The following is a 23,264-nucleotide window of genomic DNA, read 5'->3' as shown; positions in this document are numbered from 1 at the left end:
TTCAGGTTATTAAAGGGAAAACTAGCCTTTAGGTAGCACCACAGTTACCACGCACCCCTGCTGCCAAGGCAATCTAGCGAGTGTCGATTGCTGACAATTTTCAATTTGAATACTGCCATGGTGGCGGCTAACGACATCCTTGCAAATGGCTAAGCCTAAGCCAAGCCCTGCATCCTTGGTGGAGGCAAATGAGGCCATCAACTCGCTAGCTTGCCCTTGTAACCCTTCGCCATTATCTATAACTAATACCTTGATTTCACTAGAGTGATAATAGATCTCAATCCTTAGCTGCCGTGCTCGATTATCCTTACAGGCCTCCAGCGCATCGAGACTGTTTTTCACTAGGTTGACCCACATTTGGCTTAAGCCAACACTGTCACCCATTAATTCATAGGGATGGCCTTCAACTTCGACAGTGATTTGTACCTCGGCGCGGTCTAACTCGCGCCGCAGCAGTGCGAGGGCTTCTTTGACGACTAACGTCACATTCAGCGGCTCAGCCTTGGCCTGACGGCGCTTAAGCAAACCGCGAATTCGGTGTACAACTGCCCCCGCCCGTATCGATTGCGCGTTGATTTTACCCAAAATATCATAGAGTTCAGGATTATCCTGCCCCAGTCTTTCTAGCTGTATCATGGCGCCTTCACTGTATTGAGTAATAGCGGCTATGGGTTGATTTAATTCATGTGCCAGCCCGGCGCCAATCTCCCCGAGAATCGCCGCACTCTGCAACCGCTCTAGCTGCAAGGCTTTATCCTTTAACTGCCGCTCGGTGCTGACCAAAAACTCGCTCTTTTGGCGAAATTTATACTCGAGCCACAGGTGATAAATGGTCGACACGATAAAAATCAGTAGTAATACCCCGCCCCACTCTTTGTTTTTCTCCATCCATTTATAGACGGTTTGATACAGGGGCGGCGCCGCACCTTGTAGTTGCAACTCTTTAAATAATTCAATCACCTTTAGCTGACTCACCGGCGCGGTCCAACCTAAGGTATCAGCGGTAATCGCCGCCACATGGTCGGCGGGCAAGTCAAACAAAGCACGGGTGATTTGCATGGTAATACGCGGCGATACTGTATCCGCCGCCGCGAATGACCAGTTGGGGTAGAGCTGAGTGCTGACCTCACAATCATAACCAGGCGGATTGGTTGGATGAATTACCCGAAAATCGGCCTGATTAATAAGCCCGGTTTCAATCATTTCCTCTAGAGTACAAAAAGGCGCAATGGCGGCGTCGGCATTACCGTCGCGCACTTGATAAATCAGCGGTTCTAAAGGGAATCCGAGAAATTGTACTCGACCAAAGAATTGCTCCGGCAAATAACCCATTTTATGCAGCAATCCCATCGCCGCTTGATAGCCACCAAGCGCCTGTGGATCGCTGGCGACCACATTCTTACCCCGTAAATCCTGCAAGCTGCGTATAGGGCTGTCGGCGCGCACAATAATGGTGGCGCCGATGGTAAAAGTACTGCCCTGATGTTTGCGGCTTTTCATGGTCGCCAGCCACGAGAGGGGGAAATTATTACTCAAGTGCAGATACTGGCCAGGGTTAGTGACAATAAATTGCAAGTCGTTGCTAAGCAACTGGCTACGCATACCATTAAAGTCGACGGGTACGACTTCAAAACGGCTATTAGGAACGTTTTCGCTAAGGTAATCCATCATAGGCTGCCAGCGCTGTTTCGCCTGTAACACGCCATGATTCGCCAGCACCCCGACTTTAAATTCATTGAGGGGAAGTTCTTCATCGGCATAGGACAAATTGAGCCCCATCAGACTCAAGAAGCAAGTCACCACCAGCGCCCTACACCAAGTTCCCATTGCTATCGCCTTGTCTTATATGCCTTTGTTTTAGGAATACTTTATACGCTAGGCAAAAATTAAGCTGTGAATGGCGCCAAACTCTGATATTTACCCAATGGGATTTGGCTAATTTAGTGATACACCTCCCAAGACCTAGGCTTAAAATTGAGCCTGCACCCCAGCAGACTTAAGCTTAAGAGAGCCACAAACCACCGCAAGGGAAACCATGTCTACAAAGCTGCCACTGTATTTAGTCGATGATGATGAAGCGATTCTCGATTCCTTAGGCTTTATGCTCAGACAATTTGGCTATCAAGTACAAACCTTTAGCAGTGGACAAGACTTTTTAGCCCAATGCCTGTTAACACAGGCTGGCTGTGTGATTTTAGATAGCCGAATGCCGGAGATCACTGGCCAAGAAGTACAACAAAAACTGCTTGAAACCCAAAGTCCGCTAGGAGTGATCTTTCTCACGGGACACGGGGATTTGCCCATGGCATTAAGCGCTTTCCGCAAGGGCGCCTGCGACTTTTTTCAAAAACCCGCATCGGGCAAGGCCTTAGCTCAAGCCATTGAAAAAGCACACAAACTAAGCCAAACAAGTTTTGAGCAACAGCATCTACAGCAAAAATTTGCCCAACTGACCGAGCGCGAACAACAAGTATTAGCTCATGTGGTTCAAGGCATGACCAACAAGCAGATCTCCGAAGCCATGTACTTATCCCTAAGAACCATCGAAGTACATCGGGCTAAGATTATGAAAAAGCTCGAAGTGAACAATATGGCTGAATTAGTACAGCACTTAGCCCACCTAAATACACTCTTACCAGAGTAATCCAATAAACCTCGAAAGATGGAAACGATCGAGAGCCAGTTAACCGATTCAAGACATAGACACTTAGCTTATCTGCTACCTGCTGTCGATTAACCAACTGCAATCAACTGAGCACCTGCGACAAGCTGTCGCAGTTTGTCACTTTGGCTTTGTGTCAAACACCATTCACTGCCACACTCAGCTCAGGTTCTCTCCTTTATGTCCCGTAGGCATTAAAGATCCACTGCTTTGAACCTTCCCCCGAGTTCGGCCAGTGTTCTCGGGGCTTTTTTATCTCTAAAAACCCCGCCTCGCCTTCCTAAATCCAAACAACAAATGTAGCAAATGTGTTAGTTAAATTAATTGTCTATCAATAGCTTAATGAACATCTACAAAAATTACGCTAAAATACAGCCATCTTAGCAACAGGTAAGCAGTATGAGCCGTCTACACACATCTAAGGGATTTACCCTAATCGAACTGGTGGTCGTTATCATCATCTTAGGGATTCTTGCCGTGGTCGCGGCCCCTCGATTTATGAATCTCAGCCAGGATGCCCACGATGCGCGGGCAAAAGCCGCCTTCGCCGCTTTTACCTCTGGCGTAAAACTGTATCACAGTTGTTGGCTTGCGGGTGGACACTCGGGTTATACCCAAAATCTCGCCTGCTATGGTGATGGCACAGTCGACTCCACCACTACTGGCTTTCCCCTCGGAAAAGACACAGCCCAAAGCAGCAACCAAGGCACGCAATTACAAGGCGCTTACTGCGGCGAACTGTGGCAATCCTTACTCGATAATCCGGACACAGTCCTCGCCACTCACTTCGATTGGCAAACAATCCCCAATGTCGATATCGTCTATTGGTACAGCGGCGGCGCGATAACCGACCCTAACACTTATTGTTACTTTAACTATGTGTCGGATGATCGCCGCCTTGGCAGCGAAAATTGGGAGCTAAAATACTATCCCCTCGATGGCCGCACCGTTGTCGGCCGCTCTACCTTATCGCAGTAATATCCGTTACCAGCCACAGGGCATAAAATCCCCAACGCCCTGTGGCTTTTTCCGCTTTCACTTGAAATCTAACCATCCATCCCCATATCTATTCCATCATCCACCGCAGGATTTTCATTGCGGGCAAGAGAAGAGGATTCATTGTGACCACTATCGTATCAGTACGCCGTAATAACCAAGTTGTCATCGCCGGCGATGGCCAAGTCTCCCTAGGCAATACCGTCATGAAAGGTAACGCCAAAAAAGTGCGTCGCTTGTATCACAACAAAGTATTGGCAGGTTTTGCAGGCGGCACCGCCGACGCCTTTACCCTATTTGAACGTTTCGAGTCCAAACTCGAAATGCACCAAGGTCACCTATTACGCTCGGCCGTTGAACTGGCCAAAGATTGGCGTACCGACCGTATGCTGCGCAAACTCGAGGCCATGCTGGTAGTCGCCGATGCCGAAGCCTCACTTATCATCACAGGTAATGGCGATGTAGTGCAGCCAGAGCATGATTTAGTCGCCATTGGCTCGGGCGGTAACTATGCCCAAGCGGCGGCGCTGGCACTGCTGCAAAATACCGAATTATCGGCGCTGGAAATTGCAGAAAAATCGCTGACGATTGCTGGCGACATCTGTGTATTTACCAATCAATTCAAAACGATAGAAGAACTTAATTACTAACAGGGCGTGAGGAATATTATGTCTGAAATGACCCCCCGTGAGATTGTCCACGAGCTGGATGCCCATATTATCGGCCAGAAAAAGGCCAAACGTTCCGTCGCCGTCGCCCTACGTAACCGCTGGCGTCGTATGCAATTGGATGCCGATTTCCGTCAAGAAGTTACCCCAAAAAACATTCTGATGATTGGCCCAACTGGCGTGGGTAAAACCGAAATCGCCCGCCGTTTGGCAAAGCTCGCCAACGCACCATTTATCAAGGTTGAAGCCACTAAGTTCACCGAAGTCGGTTACGTGGGTAAAGAAGTCGAGCAAATCATCCGTGATTTAACCGACATCGCCATCAAGCTGACCCGCGAACAACAAATGGGCAAATGCCGCCAACGCGCCGAAGAACACGCTGAAGAGCGCATTCTCGATGCGCTGCTGCCCAAGCCTAAAAATGACTGGGACAACACCGACACAGATACCAGCTCCAATACCCGTCAAATCTTCCGTAAAAAGCTGCGCGAAGGCCAATTAGACGACAAAGAAATCGATATCGACGTGGCCCAGCCGCAAATTGGTATTGAAATCATGTCGCCACCCGGCATGGAAGAAATGACCAACCAACTGCAAAGTCTGTTTAAAAACATGGGCCAAGCACCGGCCAAACGCCGCAAAATGAAGATCAAAGAAGCCTTTAAGCTGTTGATCGAAGAAGAAGCGGCCAAACTGGTTAATCAGGAAGATTTAAAAGAGCAAGCCATTGAATTGGTTGAGCAGCACGGTATCGTGTTCCTCGACGAAATCGACAAAATCTGTAAGCGTGGCGAAACCTCTGGCCCTGACGTATCCCGCGAAGGCGTTCAGCGCGATTTACTGCCGTTAGTCGAAGGCTGCACTGTGAGTACTAAACACGGCATGGTAAAAACCGACCATATTCTGTTTATCGCCTCGGGTGCATTCCAAATGGCAAAACCTTCGGATTTAATCCCAGAGCTGCAAGGCCGTTTACCGATCCGCGTTGAGCTAGATGCACTGTCAGCCGATGATTTTAAACGCATTTTAACCGAGCCACACGCCTCACTGACCGAGCAATATATCGCCTTAATGGCCACCGAAGGTGTGACCATTGAGTTTGCCGAGTCTGGCATTGAGAGCATTGCCAAGGCGGCATGGCAGGTGAACGAGCGCACCGAAAACATTGGTGCCCGTCGTCTGCATACCGTGATGGAAAAGCTGATGGAAGATATCTCCTTTGAAGCTTCCGACAAGTCTGGCAGCTCATTTGTGATTGATGCCGACTATGTGAGTGCTCACTTAGATAATCTGGTTCAAGACGAAGACTTAAGCCGCTTTATCCTGTAACAAGATCTATTAGCGCAAGCACGCAATGTTCGGTATCCCAAGATCCCGAACATTGGTGCAAAATTGTGACAGTGGCTAAGGCTTACACTTTGTAACCTTAGCCACAAATTGTTATGTTACAGCTTGTCCATTCTCAGCATTTTCTTGGCACTACCTATGACCACTAGCACACCCAATGTCACCGATCTTAAGCTCAAGCGTAAATCGCGCATTTTAGAAATCAGCTTCGATAACGGCGAGCAGTATCAACTCAGCTGTGAGATGTTACGCGTCTATTCTCCCTCCGCCGAGGTGCATGGTCACGGTAATCCTAAGCTGGTCACCCATAAGAAAAATGTGAATATCACCCGCATCGAACCCGTAGGTAACTACGCTGTAAAAATCGTCTTCGACGATGGCCACGATACGGGGCTCTTCTCCTGGCAAGTGCTTTACGATCTCGCCACTCACCAAGTGGAATTATGGGAAAAATACCTAGCACGCCTGCGAGCCGAAAAGGCTTCCCGCGAACCGCTGATCGCGATGAATATAAAGTACAACTAATCGAATTAAAGTCGTGGGGCTTCACCCCACACCCGACCAAAAGGGGAAAAGCGCCTGTTCCCCTTTTGGATATCCCTCGGCGTCCCCGACGGAGTTGAAAGCCCCTTGGGCTCATTGCCAAATTTGCTATCGCTTCCGAAGGATGCGCTTTACATCCATGTAAAGCGCCCAGTTCGGCAGTCCCTACCTCTCGCTCATAAGCGCGAAAATCACTGATTTTCATTCGCCCCTGCACCTGCGAAAGCTAGCCGTTCATCCATGACCGGACTCACGCAATTTATTCCAACGCCCCGCGGCAACTTCGCAGGGGAAGGTGAACTTCTGTAACTTACGTGTTGGCTGCAAATACCAAGAGAGTCATCGGTATTGCAAAATTTAACAATGGGTGTCTCGATTCATTCCATGGGTAGTTTGTGAATCTGTTACTTCTCTTGCTGACCTGAATATCTAAGGAAAGATAATGTCGGAAAAAGTCCCTTGCACAGCCTGCAAAACCTTAATCATGCCCAGCACTGCCGAGCGCAACGCGGGCTTATGTATGCCCTGCAAAAACGGCAATCGCGAAAATATCGAACAGGCAAAAGCCTATTACCAAAAGGAGCGGGAATTAGATAAAACCTGCCCTTTTAGAGCCCTGTGGCGAGATATAGTGGTGCAGGTGCACGACGACAAACAGGGCTTTCACACGTTAAGTGAAGCAGCGCAGCACTATTACGCCGTCAATTGCCTCTCTGGCGAAGTCTACAACGGCGGCTTTATCCAGTATTTCGATAACTCATCGGGCGAGCATTATGCTGTCGCCGAGCGCGGCCTTAAGCAAATTGGCGCTTTGCACTCATTAGCTCTATTACAACAGGCTAAACAAGCGGTATTTGGCGACGATCCCGTCCCCACAGATAGAGACCAACGCCTCGCCTCAACCGATAATCCAGTAGCCGAAGCCCGACTCGACCAACTCGATGATGAGTTTTATAAAGACTTGGATAATCTTGATATCAAGCTAGAGAGCTATGCGATACAAACTGGATTGGTTAACGCAATCGAATAATTGCGGGTTTATTGTGAGAACTTTTCGCAAGTAATTAAGCGATACGTTAACTGAAACTAACAGTAAAATTTTTTAGTTTAAAGTCGTGGGGCTTCATCCCCTGATTTTAATCAAGAGTCGACCAAGGAGGCTGCTCGTCCCTGATTCGACTGGCGCAATCTCGGCATCTAATAGGCAGGATGACTGAATGTCGTGAAGTGCATGGTCAATGATGTTCCATACATCATACTGACATTTTCCATTTCCCTATGGATCAGATGCACATGAACGACCATGCCTCGCTCACGCAACGAACGCAAATGCCCTACGGCAACTCCGAGGGTATGTGTATTCTGTAACTTCTGTGTAAGCTTTAATCTAAAAGAGTTTTGCATGTCCTATCTTTCCATATCTTTCAATGAAGCGTCATTGTCAGCCAATGAAACGGCATGAAACCCTTGCCTTCGTAGCACTATTTTAGGTCAGCGAAGGCGCACTACCCATTTCAATGCCAAGCGGCACCAAAGTAACTCCTAGCGACCACTGCAGGCAGCGTTTAAGAACTTAGGTGCTTAATCGCTTAAGCCACACCAACGCTTATTGACAAATTGCTATGATAACGATACACATATTGGGCATTTTTCGAGCAGCTTCAGGTAACACAGTCTCTATCCACTCATCATTAAAGGGAATTATATGAAATCACACAATTTAATTTTGATGCTAGCCACTGTTTTTTGGGGTACATGCTTTACCATCCAAACAGTGGCCAACGATAAGTTACCGCCCTGCAAAGAAGGGTACTGCCAAAAAATTATTCAAGATAAAAGTAATGATAAAGCAACACTGCAGGTATGGACTGAAGACGGCAAAGTGATTTATTCATATAGCTTTGACTTGGATAAAACAGCAAAGTTAGAACATATCACTCGCAACAACGAATCGGTAGATATCAGTCAAGCTTCCTTCTCCCCAAAACTGTTGCCGATTGATTGTGCTAAAGAGAGCTGCTCAACGACAATTGTGACAACCTACGCCACTGAGACAACGTTGGAGAGCGTCCTCACCTTATTTGTTTACCACAAAGGTGAGCTACTCTCGGTTAGTGCAACGCCGATGAAAGCCCTGATACCTGTTGAATTGACCAAGAATCAAGGTTAAATTTTGCCGCCAACCCTCGCCGAATGAAGGGCGAGGGTTGCGCTTAAACCGCCTTTGCGCTGATCCCGCTCCCCATTTCACCGTAACCCTTAATTGCAATAGTCATCCACCAGAGTCCACCTAATCCAATTACGGCAGCAATTACAGCACTTCCATACGGTCAGGCTGATTTTAGGCGATCAGCTTAATACGCTGCATACTTGGTATCAGCAAGTCGTCATTACAGCTGAGTGTCAATATTGCTTTATTGTTTTTTGAAAATAAAAAGACGCATATATTATTCCATTGTACAAAGTCGATTACGCCCACTTCTCTTTGCTTGATATAATGCTTTATCGGCACGTGATACTACGCTGATATCAGTGTCAGAATCCTTCAACACAGCCAAGCCAAAACTCGCTGTAACCGCAATGGATAAATCATCAAGCTTCAGCGGCTTTTCATTAAGCGCTTTAATTAATTCTTCAGTCCGTTGTATTGCACTTTGATAGCAATAACCTTCAAATATGAGCAAAAACTCTTCACCACCAAATCGATACACTTGGTCGGTTGAGTGGATTGAATTTTTTAAGAAATGGGCAAAACAAACTAAAACCTGATCGCCAACGTCATGACCATACTCGTCATTGATTTTCTTAAAATAATCAATATCTGCTAATACAAAGTAGACATCACTGTCAGAGCCTCTAAACCTGTTTGCCATTCTCTGATATGTCACAAACGACTCATAGAATGCTCTTCGATTGTTAATCTTAGTAAGTGGATCCTGAAATGCCATGTTTTTCATATCTGCGGCAAAATTTTGTAGACACTCTTTTCTGTAATAAAAACGTCGCTTTAGGGTATGTTCATGAATAGAGATAATCACACCTGTTAAATTTGTAGCAAGATATCCCATGCCAACAATAAATAAAGAATAGGCGTCAATATCTTTCGATACATAAATAATTAAAAAACCGGTCAAGGAATATAAAGAACATAAAAAAATCGACATTAACACATTAAATAATGTTGAAAAATAAATTGCAATTACAATGATAATATCAAATAAAGCATGGAGAAAATAATCGTCTTTATAAATTAATACCATGCCTTGTAAATTCGCAAAAATAAATGCTGTCAGTATAAAAGTCACCGCCCTAAAGGAGGCGACATTTTTTAAATGACGCAACATAAAAATAGCCGCTATACAGCAAATGACTAATCCGCCACGCCAAACTAAGGCTATCGCAGGCCAGTACTGCTGCTTGATAACCATATGGTCAAAACAGAGCAGGATAGATAACACTAATGCAATGACGGCAAGTAGCAGTCTGGCAATGTGCTTGTCTTGATTTATTTTTACGCCAATAAAACGACTTTCTAACTCAGAGTCCTTAAATTGGCGGGTTCTCGTAAGTAATGTCTGTTTTTCTCATTCGATAATGCCTTCATAGCGTAATAAATTCTCTTTTTAAAATTTTTGGCCTCTAAAGGACTATTGTCATTACAACTGATAATAAAGAGACGGTGATTTGGATCTAATACTTCAATCGATACTTTTAGCCATTTTGGCAGAACGCAACGCAACCAAATTAAATATTAATATTTTCAATGAATTAAGATCATAAACCTTCTTCATACACTAGAGGATTCAACTCACTACATATGTAACATGTGAGCGCTATTTTTTTATTGTGAGCTATACAACGTAAATTCGTCAAAAATAAAGTGAGAAAGTTCGGACATACTTTTACGCCAGAACAATGACTTAATAGCCTCAGAGGCTAAAGGATATACCATTCCCTCGAGGTCGCCGCAGGACATTAGCGTTAGTAGCGTGAGCAAGTCGTGGTCTTATCTTGTATCTGCTCCAAAGGGTAATGGAGAATATCAGCATGATATATGGCAGATCATTGACCATGCACTTCACGACATTCAGTCATCCTGACTATTAGATGCCAGATAATATTAGTCAAATCAGAGACAAACCTCTGACGCGATAGCATTATCACGCTTAATGCTCAAGGAGCTTTCAACTCCGTGAGGGGCGTCTTGGCTGCGAGTGAAAACATTAGCAAGGAGGATACGCTTAATCGAAGTAAGTTGAAAATCAGGAGGGTGAAGCTCCACAATTTTGACTTTGCGATTAAATAATGTCAGCTAAATTAGGGCGTGTTGACGTTTCGAGATTGGATTTTGTTCGTTCTGGCAAGCACATGCTCGTGAAACGAGGAATGATGTGTCGTTATTCTACTCAAATGACGAGCGGCTCTTATGACAGAAAGTAAGCGCAAGGGCTTGCCAGACGAGCCCTTCGGGCAGCATTTGGCTGCAAAAATAACCCTGAAACGTCAACACGCCCTAGGCACTCAAAGAAGTTAATCAATCCCAAATCACAGTGATTGTAGCGCGGCGCGAATTATGATCATGCGTCGCTATAAACTTGATCATCCGATTCTATCGCTTATTGGCCTCATTTGCCTATCACGTTTAAACACTGATAAGAGGCCATGTAAACCTCATTTAAACGCCCTTTATACATCCCTTTCCCATACCACAATTTCACTCTCTCGCACGGTTTTTCGACTTGCATTTCGAAAGAAAAGCAGTGGGCATTTCTGTGATTTACTTTTCTCAGACAATTTACTGACTCATGCGAGCATAAATTTGCGCGATTTTGAATCTGTTTTATTGTTTGTAAAAACCCCAACATACTTATAAGAAGGAGATTTTATGCATGCAGTTCATGCAGATTCGTTTCAAAGTATAGAGAACAAAGTTGTATTACTTATGGATTGCCTAGAGGGTAAGCGGGTCGAGCTGGGCCAGTCGAGTCATATAGCATGGTATGAACACTTAAACTCTATTCTGACGGATGTGCAAAACTTAAAACATCAGCTCAACAACTAACCTGAAAGCCCCGTAAGGGGCTTTTATTTATCCAGACTTAAACCTCTACCCCATCAACTAAAACCGCACCATCAAACTCTGGTAGGGCCATCATGTGAGCATAGGCTGCCTGGCGAGGTGTCATGCCGTCAAAATCAGGGTTATCCAAGTTAATACTAAATACCTTAGTGTTGCGGCCATCCTTCACTATATCAACTGGCGGCTTGCCAGCATCAAACGCGGCTTGTGACATAAACACGCTAACAATAGCGCTACAGCCTCGGCCGCCGTGGGTATCCTTTAACAGCTTGTACGATTGGTTAATTGCCTCACCTTCACCACCAGGCGCGGAAGTAATATCTAACCGCTCCGATAACGATGAGTTATTACTCACGCTGAGTTCAGAAATAACCAGCATCGGGTTAGCGAGTTGTAAGCCGGATGCCAAAGTAATTGTTGATAATGTAAATGCCATAATGACCTCTATTGCTCTGTTGATATAAGTGTAAGTGTTTGAGTATTAACGTTTGCTGTTGCATGGAATCTGCTAAAGCTAACAACTAGGATGCGATAACTAAAATCGCTGGTTGAAACAGTGTTATCCGTATAGGTAGACGATCCACTACAACGCTCAATGGTTTCCCAGTGGGCTGGCGGTTCGGCTTCATAAAAGCTGTCAGTAACACCAGAAAAAACACCACTGCTAACAGTTGCCCAGCTACCTGATCCAATCTTGCGTTGTAACTGCCAAGATAACTGCGGTTGAGTTGGATTACCTGAAGGGGCGCTACTCTGGCTAGACATACCGCTCAAGTTAAACGAAACCACAATGACTTTAGGCTTACCATTGGTACCAAAAGGCCCAATCTCCACCGGATAACTATTAGCCGTATAAGGAGTTTTGCTGCTATTAGTCACGCCAGTTTTCAGCACGCCAGCACTGAGCGAACCGCCAAAGTAAGCATCGCCATTTGCAGCAAGATAAGTGATCGCATTGGATTTACGCAGATTAGCCCAATCAGGCGCACCGTTAAGCAGCAGTTTAGGCCCATACCATTCAACAAGGCCATCAGGGCCAAATGCTGTTGCAGATTGCACCTTCATAAATGCGCTACCAATCAGCCTGACTTCACCGCCCTCGATAATGGGGGATGAGATCTTTTCACCCGCTTTAATATGGCGGCCTAGGATCGCATCTGAAGCAATTGAGTTAGCAGTAAGCCCACCGAACACAGCTAAGCGAGCCACCAAGCTATCAAATAATGCGCTGGTCGCCACCAATTTATTGATTAACGCAGCATCAGCCAATAGTTCGTTGGCGGTAACGGCATTAGCGGCAATTTTTCCAGCACTAACAGCATTTGCAGCAATCTTGTCAGCAGTAACTGCATTAGCAGCAATATTTTGAGCAACTACCTGCCCAGCACCGACTTCAGTTACCGAAATATCTTTAACAAATAATTTCTTGGTTGAAGTATTAGACCAGTTTAGAAGCCGAATACCTGCCTCTTTAGCGGCCGCATCCAGCTTAATAAATGGGTTTGATGAAGGGCCAGTGTGTGCAGGACAATCATTAACATCACGGTTAGCCCCAATCAGATAAACTATATACTCAACATATTCAGTAGAAGGGGCACCATAACTAAAATAAATGTTATTTCCGGTAGATTGCAGCAACCTATTTGGATAATACCCATAAAGCAACATATTACCTTGACCATTATGCGCGGCTAATGCACCACCATCATTCCCCATGTTCCACGCTTGAGCACCAAGATAAAAAAGCCCCTCAGTAGAGTTTGCTTTAATTTTCATTGATATACGATATATTTTATCGTGATTAATCTTCCATGACTTGCACCAGACTGAGTGCATAGAATTTGATGTAATTACTATTGCTTTTTCAGTGCTATCGTAAGAAATAATAGCATTGTTACCGCCAGTCCCATCTTCTAGAACGCCACCCCAACCGATTAAATTTCCGCTAGTCGAAACAGGGTTAACATATTCTCTAGCAAGGATCGCTAACTTATCGGCTTGAATCGCACCAGCCGCAATGCTGTTTGCGGCTAATCCACCAAAGATACCCAACTGGGCCTGTAGTTGATTAAATAAGCCCACATTGGCGATCAGCTTTTGAATTAGCGCAGTATCAGCAGTGATTTTGTCAGCAGTAACAACACCAGATTGCAAATGATTTGTAGCAATAGCCAAGGCGGCAATTTTCTCGGCGGTAATCGCATTAGCGCCAACCTTATCAACCGTTACCGCACCCGCTTGCAAATGGTTTGTGGCAATCGCCAAGGCGGCAATTTTTTCGGCAGTTATCGCATTAGCGCCAACCTTGTCAGCAGTGATAGCACCAGATTGCAAATGGTTTGTGGCAATGGCTAAGGCGGCAATTTTCTCGGCGGTAATCGCATTTGCACTAACCTTATCAACTGTAACCGCGCCAGCCTGCAAATGGTTTGTGGCAATGGCTAACGCGGCGATAGTTTCGGCGGTAAGCCCTCCAAAATTACCTAACCTCGATTTTAATGCCGTAAATTGGCCTGAATAGGCTAATAAATTGCCAAAGCTAGCATTACCAAGCTTTGCATACAAAATCCGCTCACTGTTAACAGTTGTCGATGGTGCGGGGGCGTAGGTATTTGAGCCAGCATGCAGAAGCTCTTGATTGTAGTAAACTTCAGGCAATACGCTTAAATCACTAGCAAAATGATAAATAGCGCCGCCGCCTCGAAGCATAAAGCAATATGCTTGGTTTTGGCCGAAACGAAACAAATCACCAAGTAACTCTGTATATTCCCATCGATGACTAAGCAATTGGTCGAAATATCCCGCACCACCCCAACCACCAAAATTACCCAACCAATCGATAGTTAACTGGCCTTTATGAGTAGATGAGTACCAATCGTTTGGCGCTTGTTCATTGTAACCACGCCATATTTTTATGCGGCGATTAACATCTTGAGAACCACCCCAAAAAACCACTGGATAGTATTTGTTGCTATCACCACCGATAACAATATCTTTTCGATACGGTAAACCAGATATGTTAAAGAGGTTATCTAAAGCGGCAGCCTCAGCCGCATTAATTCGGTTATTTAATTCAGCATTTGCAGCCGTTAGTGCTGAATTGGCTTTAGCCGTTGCATCAGTTGCAGCCGTACTAATCGCATCTGTTTTTGCTGCATTAGCCTTGTTTATGGCATCCAAGGCAGCATTAGCCTCTGCCTGTGCCTTGGCATTATTTGCTTTGGTAGTAGCATCGGCAGCAGCGGCAGCAATCGCCGCGCTTTGGGCATTATTAGCCTTGGTAGTGGCATCATCACTTGCCACTACAAGATTAGATAATGGGGTAAAGGTAATATTATTTAAATAGAAACCAGAACCATAAAAAGCAGCCTTAAAAAACAAGGTTAAATTTCTACTTGCTACGGTTTCCTTAAGAACTGTGCCATTAATTGAATAGTAGACCTTAAGTCCATCATATTTAACATTAAGCACATCACCCACAGCAGGCGAGCGGCTTAAAACAACACCTTTAGCTGAGCCACTTTCATAAATAGCGTAGTTAGCTAGATCTGCGTAAATAGCAAAACTAATATCGTTATAGCCTATTATGGCGCTAGGAACAGTTGTTAAACCAACCATGACCCTACGAGTAGAACCTGACAATGATTCTACCGTGACTGTTATAGATGCTCCGCCATTGTGGCTTAACTTAGAATAAACACTCCCATCCCATGATGGGGATGGACTATTATGCCCACACGTTGCCCCTAGAACCGAACTGTAACTACCATTAGTTGTTAAACCTAAAATATCATTCGCACTAATAGCATCAGCCTTAGCGGTATTCGCCTTATTTATCGCATCCAAGGCAGCATTAGCCTCGGCCTGTGCTTTGGCATTATTTGCCTTAGTCGTGGCATCGGCAGCAGCGGCAGCAATCGCAGCTGCTTTAGCTGCATCCGCTTTAGTAGTTGCATCAGTAGCAGCAGAACTGATCGCCTGAGTCTTAGCATTGTTAGCTTTGGTAGTAGCATCAGTTGAAGCAGTGCTAATCGCATCAGCCTTAGCGGCATTAGCCTTATTCAACGCATCTAGGGCAGCACTAGCAGTTGCATTTGATTGAGCCTGAGCAGCCTGATTTAATGCGTAATTTTCTAAATCTACAGGCGCTGGCGCCCACGCTGTTGGTTTGTTACCTTCTTCAAGCTTATACCAACTGCAATGAACTGTTCCCGTTCTAGTTCCGCCGTTTGGATAAAGGTAAGAGTTAATTGAATAGCTCCCAGTTGAAGGAGCAACAAATGTTACATCTTTAACTGACTCACTTAATGTTGAAATTGATAATGCCTTTGAAAACGACCAATCAGGCTTATAGATATAAATAACAAGATAATGCCCTTCATCAAGCGCTTTTTGGCTAACATAACCAGCAGCAGAAAAGACATATTCACGACCAGATACTAGATTTATAACCCTGTTAGCGAAACCATAAGATGTTGAATCAGCATTAATTAGTGAGTTTTCAACTAAGTTTGTCCCTCCTATTTTTAATGCGCCGATTTTATTTGTGGCATCGGTTGAAGCTGTACTAATCGCATCATCTTTAGCCGTATTCGCCTTATTGAGCGCATCGAGCGCAGCATTAGCCTCAGCCTGTGCTCTAGCATTATTTGCCTTGCTAGTAGCATCGGCAGCAGCGGCAGCAATCGCCGCCGCTTTGGCGGCATCGGCCTTAGCCTGGGCATCAGCAATCGCTCTGGCCTCTTCATCACTCACAATGCCATCGGCATAAGCTTTGGCTGTAGTTTCGGCTAAGTTTGCCTTAGCCAAGGCGTAAGACTCTGCGGCCGCTTTGGCGTTGTTAGCCTTGGTAGTGGCATCGGTAGCAGCGGCAGCAATTGCCGCACTTTGGGCGCTACTGGCTTTTGACTGGGCACCGCTAGGCGTTTCACCGCCCAAAGCTGGCGCGTTAATGCCTTGGTTAAGCAATGACAACGCTGTGATCAAGTTATTAGCTAATGCAGGGTTATTAAGCGCATCTTGCGCGGCCAACATGTCTTTGTCAGGAGCGTTCGGCAACTTACCAGCTAATAAATTATCAAGCTTGGCTTCTTCCTCAGGCGTAAAGATTGGGCCTATATCTGGCTTAATCTTAGACCAGGTATAATCCTGCCAGTTACCGCTTGGGGTAGCAGTTGGTTTATCGGTAGCAAGGCCCATATAGGCTTTACCATCACCCAAGGCTTCTACGGTAGTAAAGCCCGTACCTTGGTTATCATCAGCCCATGCAAACCAGGTATAGCTTTTAAACGTGTTACCAATCAGGTCAATGATCGATGAGTTATCCGCCGAGGTTGTGGCTTGCACAGGGCCATACCAGCTGCTTGCACCGTAGTTATTAATGGTACGTGCCCACACTTGATAACGGGTATTAGGGTGTCTATCTGGCCATACAGCGTCTTTACCTGTGCCGATAAGCGCCGCATCAGCGATATTGTTGGTGATGCTACCTAAGATCTCAAACTGTGTAGTTTGCGCAATCGCAGCGGCGGTTGTGGGGCGGAGTGTTAGCGTTAATGGCCCCGCAATCACTTCAATTCCGGTCACTGGTGCAGGCAGAGTAGCCCCAATAGTGATGGTGGCAGGAGCATTAGAGCGGTTGGCGAAAAGGTTTAGCGCCCATACTGATACGGTATAAAAACCTGCATCAAATTTTGGCAGCAATAAGCGGGTGGCGTCTGCGTTGGTTTGATAAACCACTTCACCTAAGCCGTTGCTCACCTCAATAACATAGCGATAGCTACTGTTATTAGCAGGGGCGCTCCATGTCAGTTCACCTTGCCATTGGGGGTCATCTTGATATTCAACGTACTGCAAACCAACTGGCGTTGGTACCGTAGCAGGATTGGGTAAAATCACGTTAGGGGTTAAGTCTCGCTCGGTATAACTACCCATGGCGTAGTCGAATAACTCGGGTGAGGTTTCAACCAAAATCAAACTAACAGGTTTACCGTAATCAAACTGCCAATCAACGATTTGAAAGGTGCCATCAATCCCCAAGCGTGGCAGGCTTAAGCCCACCACTTTACCCACGCTCACAGCTACCCCAATCATTTTAACGGGCATAGAGATTTGCATGCCTGCACGCTTCTGCTCTAAGTACAGTTTACCTAGGCGTTGTGCTGTCCAAACTGATTGGGTAAAGGGCAGATCTAAATCGTGATCAATATATTCGCCATCGTCTTGGGCACGATAATAGCTAGACTCATACGGCGGGAAGTCCGTTGGCTGATAGAAGTTCTCAGGGTCAACAAAGGTACCGCGCACTGCGTTGCACAGTTCTGCACGGGGCGTATATGGCCTAACATCAATATCACCTGCGGCATCATCCTCGGTTAACACCAGAACTTCTGGCCCTTGGTACACGCCTGCATATAACCGATACTGGCCGCTAACATACACATGCATGCCAGCGCCCGCCGTTAGCATTTTCTCCATAATGGATGAAGGCGACACATCGGTGTTATAGGTACCATTACAGGTATAGCGCTTCTCAAATTTACCCGTTTTATATTCAACCAGTTGATCACTATCGTTGGCCGCCGCTGCAAAATAACTTAAATCAATTTCGTGTGCTGCGGCTCCAACGCCTGACTCAAAGCGGTTATAGTCCAAGCAGCATAATGCCCAGTTATCAGACCATTCCCACGTTGCAGGGTCACTCCAGTTATGGGTGGTTTTACGGGGGTCATAGACTTGTTTGCCGCGCACCAACGCTTTGATGTTCGGTACACCGTTGGGGAATACCTTGGTATCAAACTTGAGGCGAGCATAGAGGTACGTGACACCAAAGCCAACGTGGGCCGATGTCCACTGGCGGCATTCAGCGGTTAAATCAGGATCAGAGGTGGTTTGATTGCCAAGGTGAATTTTGATCCGTGCAACACTGGCATACTTTGCCGTTAGCGCACCATTGGCCCAGGCTACGTCATCGCCAAAATAGATTTTTTCAATACCATCACATCGATGGCCCGCTAAGGGGATCACTAAATGAAGGTAGGCATTATCCGTCCCCGTTTCCTCCGCAAACACCAGAGGGCCAGATACCATAGCTCGCCCGTAAATCCCGCGCCTAGGCTCAACAGGGCTACGCAGCATCTGCTGCTGTGAGAAGGCTTCGTTAGCAAAACTACCACCATCAAACTTAGGCGTGGCTGCATAGGTCAGTGCCGCAGCGCCAATCCCAATCGCAATCGCCGCAGCGGTAGAGACTACCCCAGCAGCAGCGACACCCGCCGCAATCCCAACGATTACTGGTGGCATGGCAACCTCCAACCAAACTCTACCAGCGTCAGCGGTAACACTACTGCACCTTGCTCACCCATCGCCCACACATTCGCGCCCCAAACAATCCCCAGCGCTGGCGCATCGTCTTGCATCAATAACGCAATATCGCCACGCGCTAGGGCTAATACATCCACACGCTCACCAAATGCAGCATCAGCAATCTCCAGTATCGAGTGAAAGCCCGCGCGGCGTAGTGCCCGCGTTGCGCCTAACTTGCTGTGATAGTGACCGCGAAGTTCTGCTGCTGGGTCAAAACCACACATTTTTTGCACCCAGTTAGCAACGAACAAGCAGCAGTCACATTGGCCCCATTCAAAAGGGCGGCGACGGTAATATGGTAAAAACTCAATGAAGTTATTAGTCATTTCATCACCTTTGATTCTGCGCGGTACCACGTCCACCACCGCCGCCAGAACCGCCCACAGCTTTACCAGGCACGCCCCAAAAAATTTCTTTCTCAGCCATTTGGCTAACAAACTCAAAAAACTTATCACCAGGGTGGCGGGCTTGTTGGTCAGCATCGGTATAGCGGCTATTGCGTGGGTTCTTCCAATCCACACCACGGCTATTAAGATCAAGCTGGATAGTTGAAGGGTTGCCTAAGCGAATGTTCATCACATCCATGCGGCCACTAAACAAGGTGTCGCGAGCCACGATTTGACAAAAGTTATCGAGGGCGGCCAAGTACAAACTCCCTTGGCGATTTTGGTAATGCTCGGTTAAGGCGATCGACGCTAGCTCTTGTGGGATACCCGACAAGGTTAATCGTAGGCGGTAGGGTTGCACTTGGCCTGATTGTCTAACCATGCCAACTTTGCCAAGCACACCAGTGCCCTTGTAAACTAAACCTTGATACAGGGCATCACCGACACCCGAGTGCAAACGCAACATGCCAGAGGCAAAATCGAGTTCGGTCATTAAAATGGCGCTGATATTAGGGCGACGTAACCACTGTTGCATTTCAGCCGTCATAAACTGATTCATAGACTGACGTCCTCGATAAGTGAAAGGGTTAAACTGGAGAGGATCAGCCGCTTAGTAGAACGACGACCACCTTGGTCATCGTCCTTTAGCATCATCACGGCTTTTGCTTTACGGGTTATAAGTGCGGTGCCGTCATTGGGGATATGCCGCATGGGCGCTTCAAACAAAAGCTGACAATGACCTAATGCATTTGCAGTCGCATCAGCGGTCATAATGTGGAGTTGGTTATTGAGTTGAAAGTAATCACCCGTGCGTAAAAACAGGGTGTTAGGTTGGCAACCGCGCACCGTTAGCTGATACCCAAACTGACCAGCACCATGCACAACTGGTGCGCCTAACGCACTACCACGCGGGCTAGCAAACGCATGATCCCACAATAGAATACGCCCAGCCGCACCACGTAATTGTGCTAACAGGCCAAACAAAGTAGCCCCTTTCGCACGGGTAAGCGTATCAAAACGCAACTGTGCTTCCCACGCGGCACCAGGCAGTTCCAGCGTTTGGCGTGAGCTGTTAAACGGATTACTAAATACCTCCGTTTGCGCTTTTAAGCGCCACACACATTCAGTGGGATAAATATCGTCAGGAAAAATTAACATAGGTCAATCAACAATGGGCCGCTAAATCAGGGTATGGCCCAGTGTGACTGACTACGTTGTTTAGCTGGATTGGAAAGGTTTCGGGATAGCGTTATCCCCGAGCGCGAAACACCTCGCCGCGGTTATTAAGGTCATCCACCACAGCAGCCTTCGTCATTTGGACAAGCTGTGGCAGCACATCCTCAAGTGTCTGGGCGTCACTATCGTTTTTGACCACAATGGTGTTGCTTTGCTGGATCACAACATTGCTACCACCTGAGCCACCATTCGCGGTTGCCTGCATCGCATTCATCAAGGTTTGTTGCTGCTTGCGGGTGTAAATGGTTTCGCCACCATCGAGCAAGTACGTACCTTCACGGGGGATAGTGCCACCACCATGGAACTTACCGATAATGCTCGGCAGCAAGGCCAGTGCCGCCACCATGGCCGCCATACCAATCATGGCACCACTTCCCATAGTTGCAATCGAGGTGGTTGCCGCTGCGGGGGCCATTGAGGCTGTCACCGAGGCCCCTGTGCTGGCAGCGGTAGTGGTGGCCACAGCGGCATTTTTTACCATAAGGCTATTATCGAATGCGGCAGCTAGGGCTTTTTGTGCCATCCACTCTACTAGCATTTGCACCGCAGCTTTACCCACGCCTTTGAGCACTTGCTGTGTGGCTTGGCCAAAATCCTTAGCTTCAAACAGTGCATCTGCGGTGGCACTACCAATCCCTTGGCTCATGCGTTCAACACTGTTCTGCCACATTTCGTTCCAATCAAAGGCCACACTTTGGTTAATGCCTGTCATCGCCTCAGCATGTCGCCGCTGTTCGGCTTCAATCAAGGCGTTAATCTGAGCACGCTTGGCCACCTCTGATTCAGGGGTGTTGTTCAACTCGGTATTGAGCACATCCAAGTTATTGGCATGCGTCTGTTGCTCAGCATATTTAGGATCGAGTTGGTTCTGTAACTGGCTATAGGGCGTGCTGGCTTCATACTGGTTTTTCAGTTGTGCCAATAAGCGAGTGCGTTCAGCAATCGGTACGTTAGCCGCTTCAAAATAGCCCTTTAACAACACCTCATGTTTGGCGTATTCCTTGGCTGCTTGGGTGACAGGATCAATCGTCCCCAGCAGGGTTTTAAGTTGATCTTCGCGCTGTTTCTCGGCTTCTTTATTTTTCTTAGTTTGTTCTTCGGCTGCCTTAGCTGCATCGAGATCGGCGGCCACCTTTTTCAGCTTTTCAGCCATCAGAGGATCAAGCCCTTTAAGCGCACCGACTTCCAACTCATAGCGCAGCTTGGCCGCTTCTGAGGTTTTACCGTAAAGCGTCAATTGCTTTTGCAAATTGATCAACATCTCAGCGGCGGTTTTAGTGAGATTGGGGTCGGCGATAGGGCTATTTAAATTCGATTCTTTTTTGCCGCCAGCGGCAATGTGGTCATTAAGCTTTTGCCTAATAACTAAGAGATCATTAACTCGTTTAACGGCAGCTTCCAACTCGGCTTCAAGTATAACTATCTCTTTACCTCTGGCCTCCCGACCAGATGAGAAACGTTGTTGTGCCTTGAGGTATTCTAATTTTGCGGAAAGAACATCTGCTTCATGTGAAGCAGATGCGAACTCGTCATCTAAATTTATCAACTTAGCTTTTGCGGCAGCAACAGACAGTTTCTGATAGTTATCAGCCAAATTTGCAATATCAGTATTCAAGTCCTGCGTACTTGATTTCGCACTGTCAGCCGTCATGGCCCAATAGCCAAGTGCAAAAGCCGCCATAACAACGACACCAGCTGGCCCCCCAGCTAACGCCATCGTTGCGTTGTATGTTCTGGCGGCTAAGGTCGCATTGTCAGTGGCAACTTTCACTGCTTGACGGGCTGCGGTCAGCCTTGCCTCCGCAACAACGGCTTGACCTGCTGAGATAGACGAAGCTCTCAGTGCTAAGGCGCGAGCTTCCTCAGCCTTGGCCGCTGCCAAAGTCGTAGCGCGAGTTTTTGCACTTTCTACCTCATTCTTAATCAAACTATAAGTATGGATGCCTAGTGCCGCCGTTCCACGACCTAATGCAGTAACTGCGGCATATCCAACTACATCTAATAAGGTGCCAAAGTTTTCACTTAAGCTAACGATACCGCTCGCAAGGGTAGCGGTAACACCATAGGTTTCGTTGCTTTTACCAATCCAGTCGCTATAGACGTTATTCAGAGCCGTCAGCGCATCTCGCACCGCTGTAGGCATATCTTCTACGGCTTTAAGGTTTTGTTGGTGCGATTGCAACAATGCATTGGTCAGGTCGGTAATCGACAACTTACCAGAGGTGCCCAATAAGCGGATCTCCGCGCCTGTTTTACCTGTAGCTGCGGTAAGGTTGTTGAGGATACTCGGCATTACCCCAAAGATAGATTGCCAGGCATCGGCCTCAACCTTGCCTTTCTGAATCGACTGGGACAGGGCATCCTGTGCCTGCTGTGCTTTATCCGCGCTGGCGGCGTTAGTCACTAGCAAGGCGCTGTAGCTGTCCACAATATCAATGGACTGGTTTAGGTTATAACCAAGGTCGCGCAAAATCGGCGACATACGAGTAAAGTTTTCACGGGTTTCNGTCAGGCTGCGATAGGTTTGGTTGGCGCTGGCCACCATGCGCGATTGAGCATATTCATACTCTGCCGCACTGGTGGTGGCCATCTTCATCCGTGACGCCATTTGCCCCCACTCATCGGCGCGATCAATAAGATCCATGGCGGTCAAGCCACCTGCAAGCGCAAGGACTGATTGATACAAACCACCAAAGCTTTGGCTTGCTTCATCCGCCGAGGTGGCCGTTTTATCCAATCCTACCGCAGCCGTTTTACCCGCTGTGCCCGTGGCCTGTAACTCACCCGTTAAGCCGATGAGTTCTTTTTTCGCACTACCCACCACGGTCACCAGCTGGCGGCCGTCGGCGGTTAATGTCAGTGCAAGTTTTAAATCATTCATCTCATGTCACCTTAACAATGTGAGTAACTATTCCAATTCAATAAAAAATGGGTGATGGGCTCACAATCATCACCCACGGGTCAGCAACGTTCACTGACAA

General features: G+C 46.9%; 15 protein-coding genes. 7 read left to right on the top strand and 8 right to left on the bottom strand.

Annotation, left to right across the window (positions count from 1 at the left end; translation table 11 throughout):
- Positions 1–21: 21 nt before the first annotated feature.
- Positions 22–1,827, bottom strand: a complete 1,806-nt coding sequence (locus tag EYR25_RS01615; protein ID WP_133178292.1) for a sensor histidine kinase — start codon at positions 1,825–1,827, stop codon at positions 22–24.
- Positions 1,828–2,035: 208 nt separating this feature from the next.
- On the opposite strand from EYR25_RS01615, the gene EYR25_RS01610 reads away from it, so the two are divergent.
- From EYR25_RS01610 to EYR25_RS01575, 7 genes are all read left to right on the top strand, one after another.
- Positions 2,036–2,644 (top strand): response regulator transcription factor, encoded by a 609-nt coding sequence (locus EYR25_RS01610; protein ID WP_133178291.1) that lies wholly within the window; start codon positions 2,036–2,038, stop codon positions 2,642–2,644.
- Positions 2,645–3,061: 417 nt separating this feature from the next.
- The gene (locus tag EYR25_RS01605; RefSeq protein WP_133178290.1) at positions 3,062–3,640 is read left to right on the top strand and encodes a type II secretion system protein; all 579 of its coding nucleotides are present in this window, start codon (positions 3,062–3,064) and stop codon (positions 3,638–3,640) included.
- A gap of 143 nt (positions 3,641–3,783) precedes the next feature.
- A complete protein-coding gene (hslV, locus tag EYR25_RS01600) occupies positions 3,784–4,308 on the top strand; it encodes an ATP-dependent protease subunit HslV (protein WP_011073856.1) in 525 nt (174 codons plus the stop codon).
- An 18-nt stretch (positions 4,309–4,326) separates the two neighbouring features.
- A complete protein-coding gene (hslU, locus tag EYR25_RS01595) occupies positions 4,327–5,655 on the top strand; it encodes an HslU--HslV peptidase ATPase subunit (RefSeq protein ID WP_133178289.1) in 1,329 nt (442 codons plus the stop codon).
- A 156-nt stretch (positions 5,656–5,811) separates the two neighbouring features.
- Positions 5,812–6,198 carry a gamma-butyrobetaine hydroxylase family protein gene (locus tag EYR25_RS01590; protein WP_133178288.1) on the top strand — a complete coding sequence of 129 codons (387 nt, stop codon included), beginning with the start codon at positions 5,812–5,814 and terminating at the stop codon, positions 6,196–6,198.
- A 460-nt stretch (positions 6,199–6,658) separates the two neighbouring features.
- The gene (locus tag EYR25_RS01585; protein WP_133178287.1) at positions 6,659–7,246 is read left to right on the top strand and encodes a DMP19 family protein; all 588 of its coding nucleotides are present in this window, start codon (positions 6,659–6,661) and stop codon (positions 7,244–7,246) included.
- Between the two features lie 675 nt (positions 7,247–7,921).
- Positions 7,922–8,386, top strand: coding sequence for a hypothetical protein (locus tag EYR25_RS01575; RefSeq protein ID WP_133178285.1), 465 nt, complete (start codon positions 7,922–7,924; stop codon positions 8,384–8,386).
- 277 nt (positions 8,387–8,663) lie between these two features.
- Here EYR25_RS01575 and EYR25_RS01570 read toward each other — a convergent pair whose 3' ends face one another.
- The 7 genes from EYR25_RS01570 to EYR25_RS01535 all read right to left on the bottom strand — a co-directional run bounded on the left by EYR25_RS01570 (position 8,664) and on the right by EYR25_RS01535 (position 22,873).
- Positions 8,664–9,644 (bottom strand): GGDEF domain-containing protein, encoded by a 981-nt coding sequence (locus tag EYR25_RS01570; protein ID WP_133178284.1) that lies wholly within the window; start codon positions 9,642–9,644, stop codon positions 8,664–8,666.
- A 1,671-nt stretch (positions 9,645–11,315) separates the two neighbouring features.
- A complete protein-coding gene (locus EYR25_RS01565) occupies positions 11,316–11,732 on the bottom strand; it encodes a hypothetical protein (protein ID WP_133178283.1) in 417 nt (138 codons plus the stop codon).
- An 8-nt stretch (positions 11,733–11,740) separates the two neighbouring features.
- Positions 11,741–18,598 (bottom strand): phage tail tip protein J-related protein, encoded by a 6,858-nt coding sequence (locus EYR25_RS21255; RefSeq protein ID WP_207953672.1) that lies wholly within the window; start codon positions 18,596–18,598, stop codon positions 11,741–11,743.
- Positions 18,586–18,987 (bottom strand): DUF6950 family protein, encoded by a 402-nt coding sequence (locus EYR25_RS01550; protein ID WP_243729927.1) that lies wholly within the window; start codon positions 18,985–18,987, stop codon positions 18,586–18,588. The genes EYR25_RS21255 and EYR25_RS01550 overlap by 13 nt, the downstream gene beginning before the upstream one ends.
- 4 nt (positions 18,988–18,991) lie before the next feature.
- A complete protein-coding gene (locus EYR25_RS01545) occupies positions 18,992–19,606 on the bottom strand; it encodes a hypothetical protein (RefSeq protein WP_133178281.1) in 615 nt (204 codons plus the stop codon).
- Positions 19,603–20,205: a hypothetical protein gene (locus EYR25_RS01540; RefSeq protein WP_133178280.1), complete on the bottom strand. Its 603-nt coding sequence runs from the start codon at positions 20,203–20,205 to the stop codon at positions 19,603–19,605. Before EYR25_RS01540 ends, EYR25_RS01545 begins: the two co-directional genes overlap by 4 nt.
- Positions 20,206–20,296: 91 nt before the next feature.
- Positions 20,297–22,873 (bottom strand): tape measure protein, encoded by a 2,577-nt coding sequence (locus EYR25_RS01535; RefSeq protein ID WP_425057216.1) that lies wholly within the window; start codon positions 22,871–22,873, stop codon positions 20,297–20,299.
- Positions 22,874–23,264 lie beyond the last annotated feature (391 nt).

Origin of the sequence: Shewanella decolorationis, assembly GCF_004354305.1 — a bacterium.
Taxonomy (GTDB): Bacteria; Pseudomonadota; Gammaproteobacteria; order Enterobacterales; family Shewanellaceae; genus Shewanella; species Shewanella decolorationis.
This window is presented reverse-complemented; position numbering and strand designations above follow the sequence as displayed.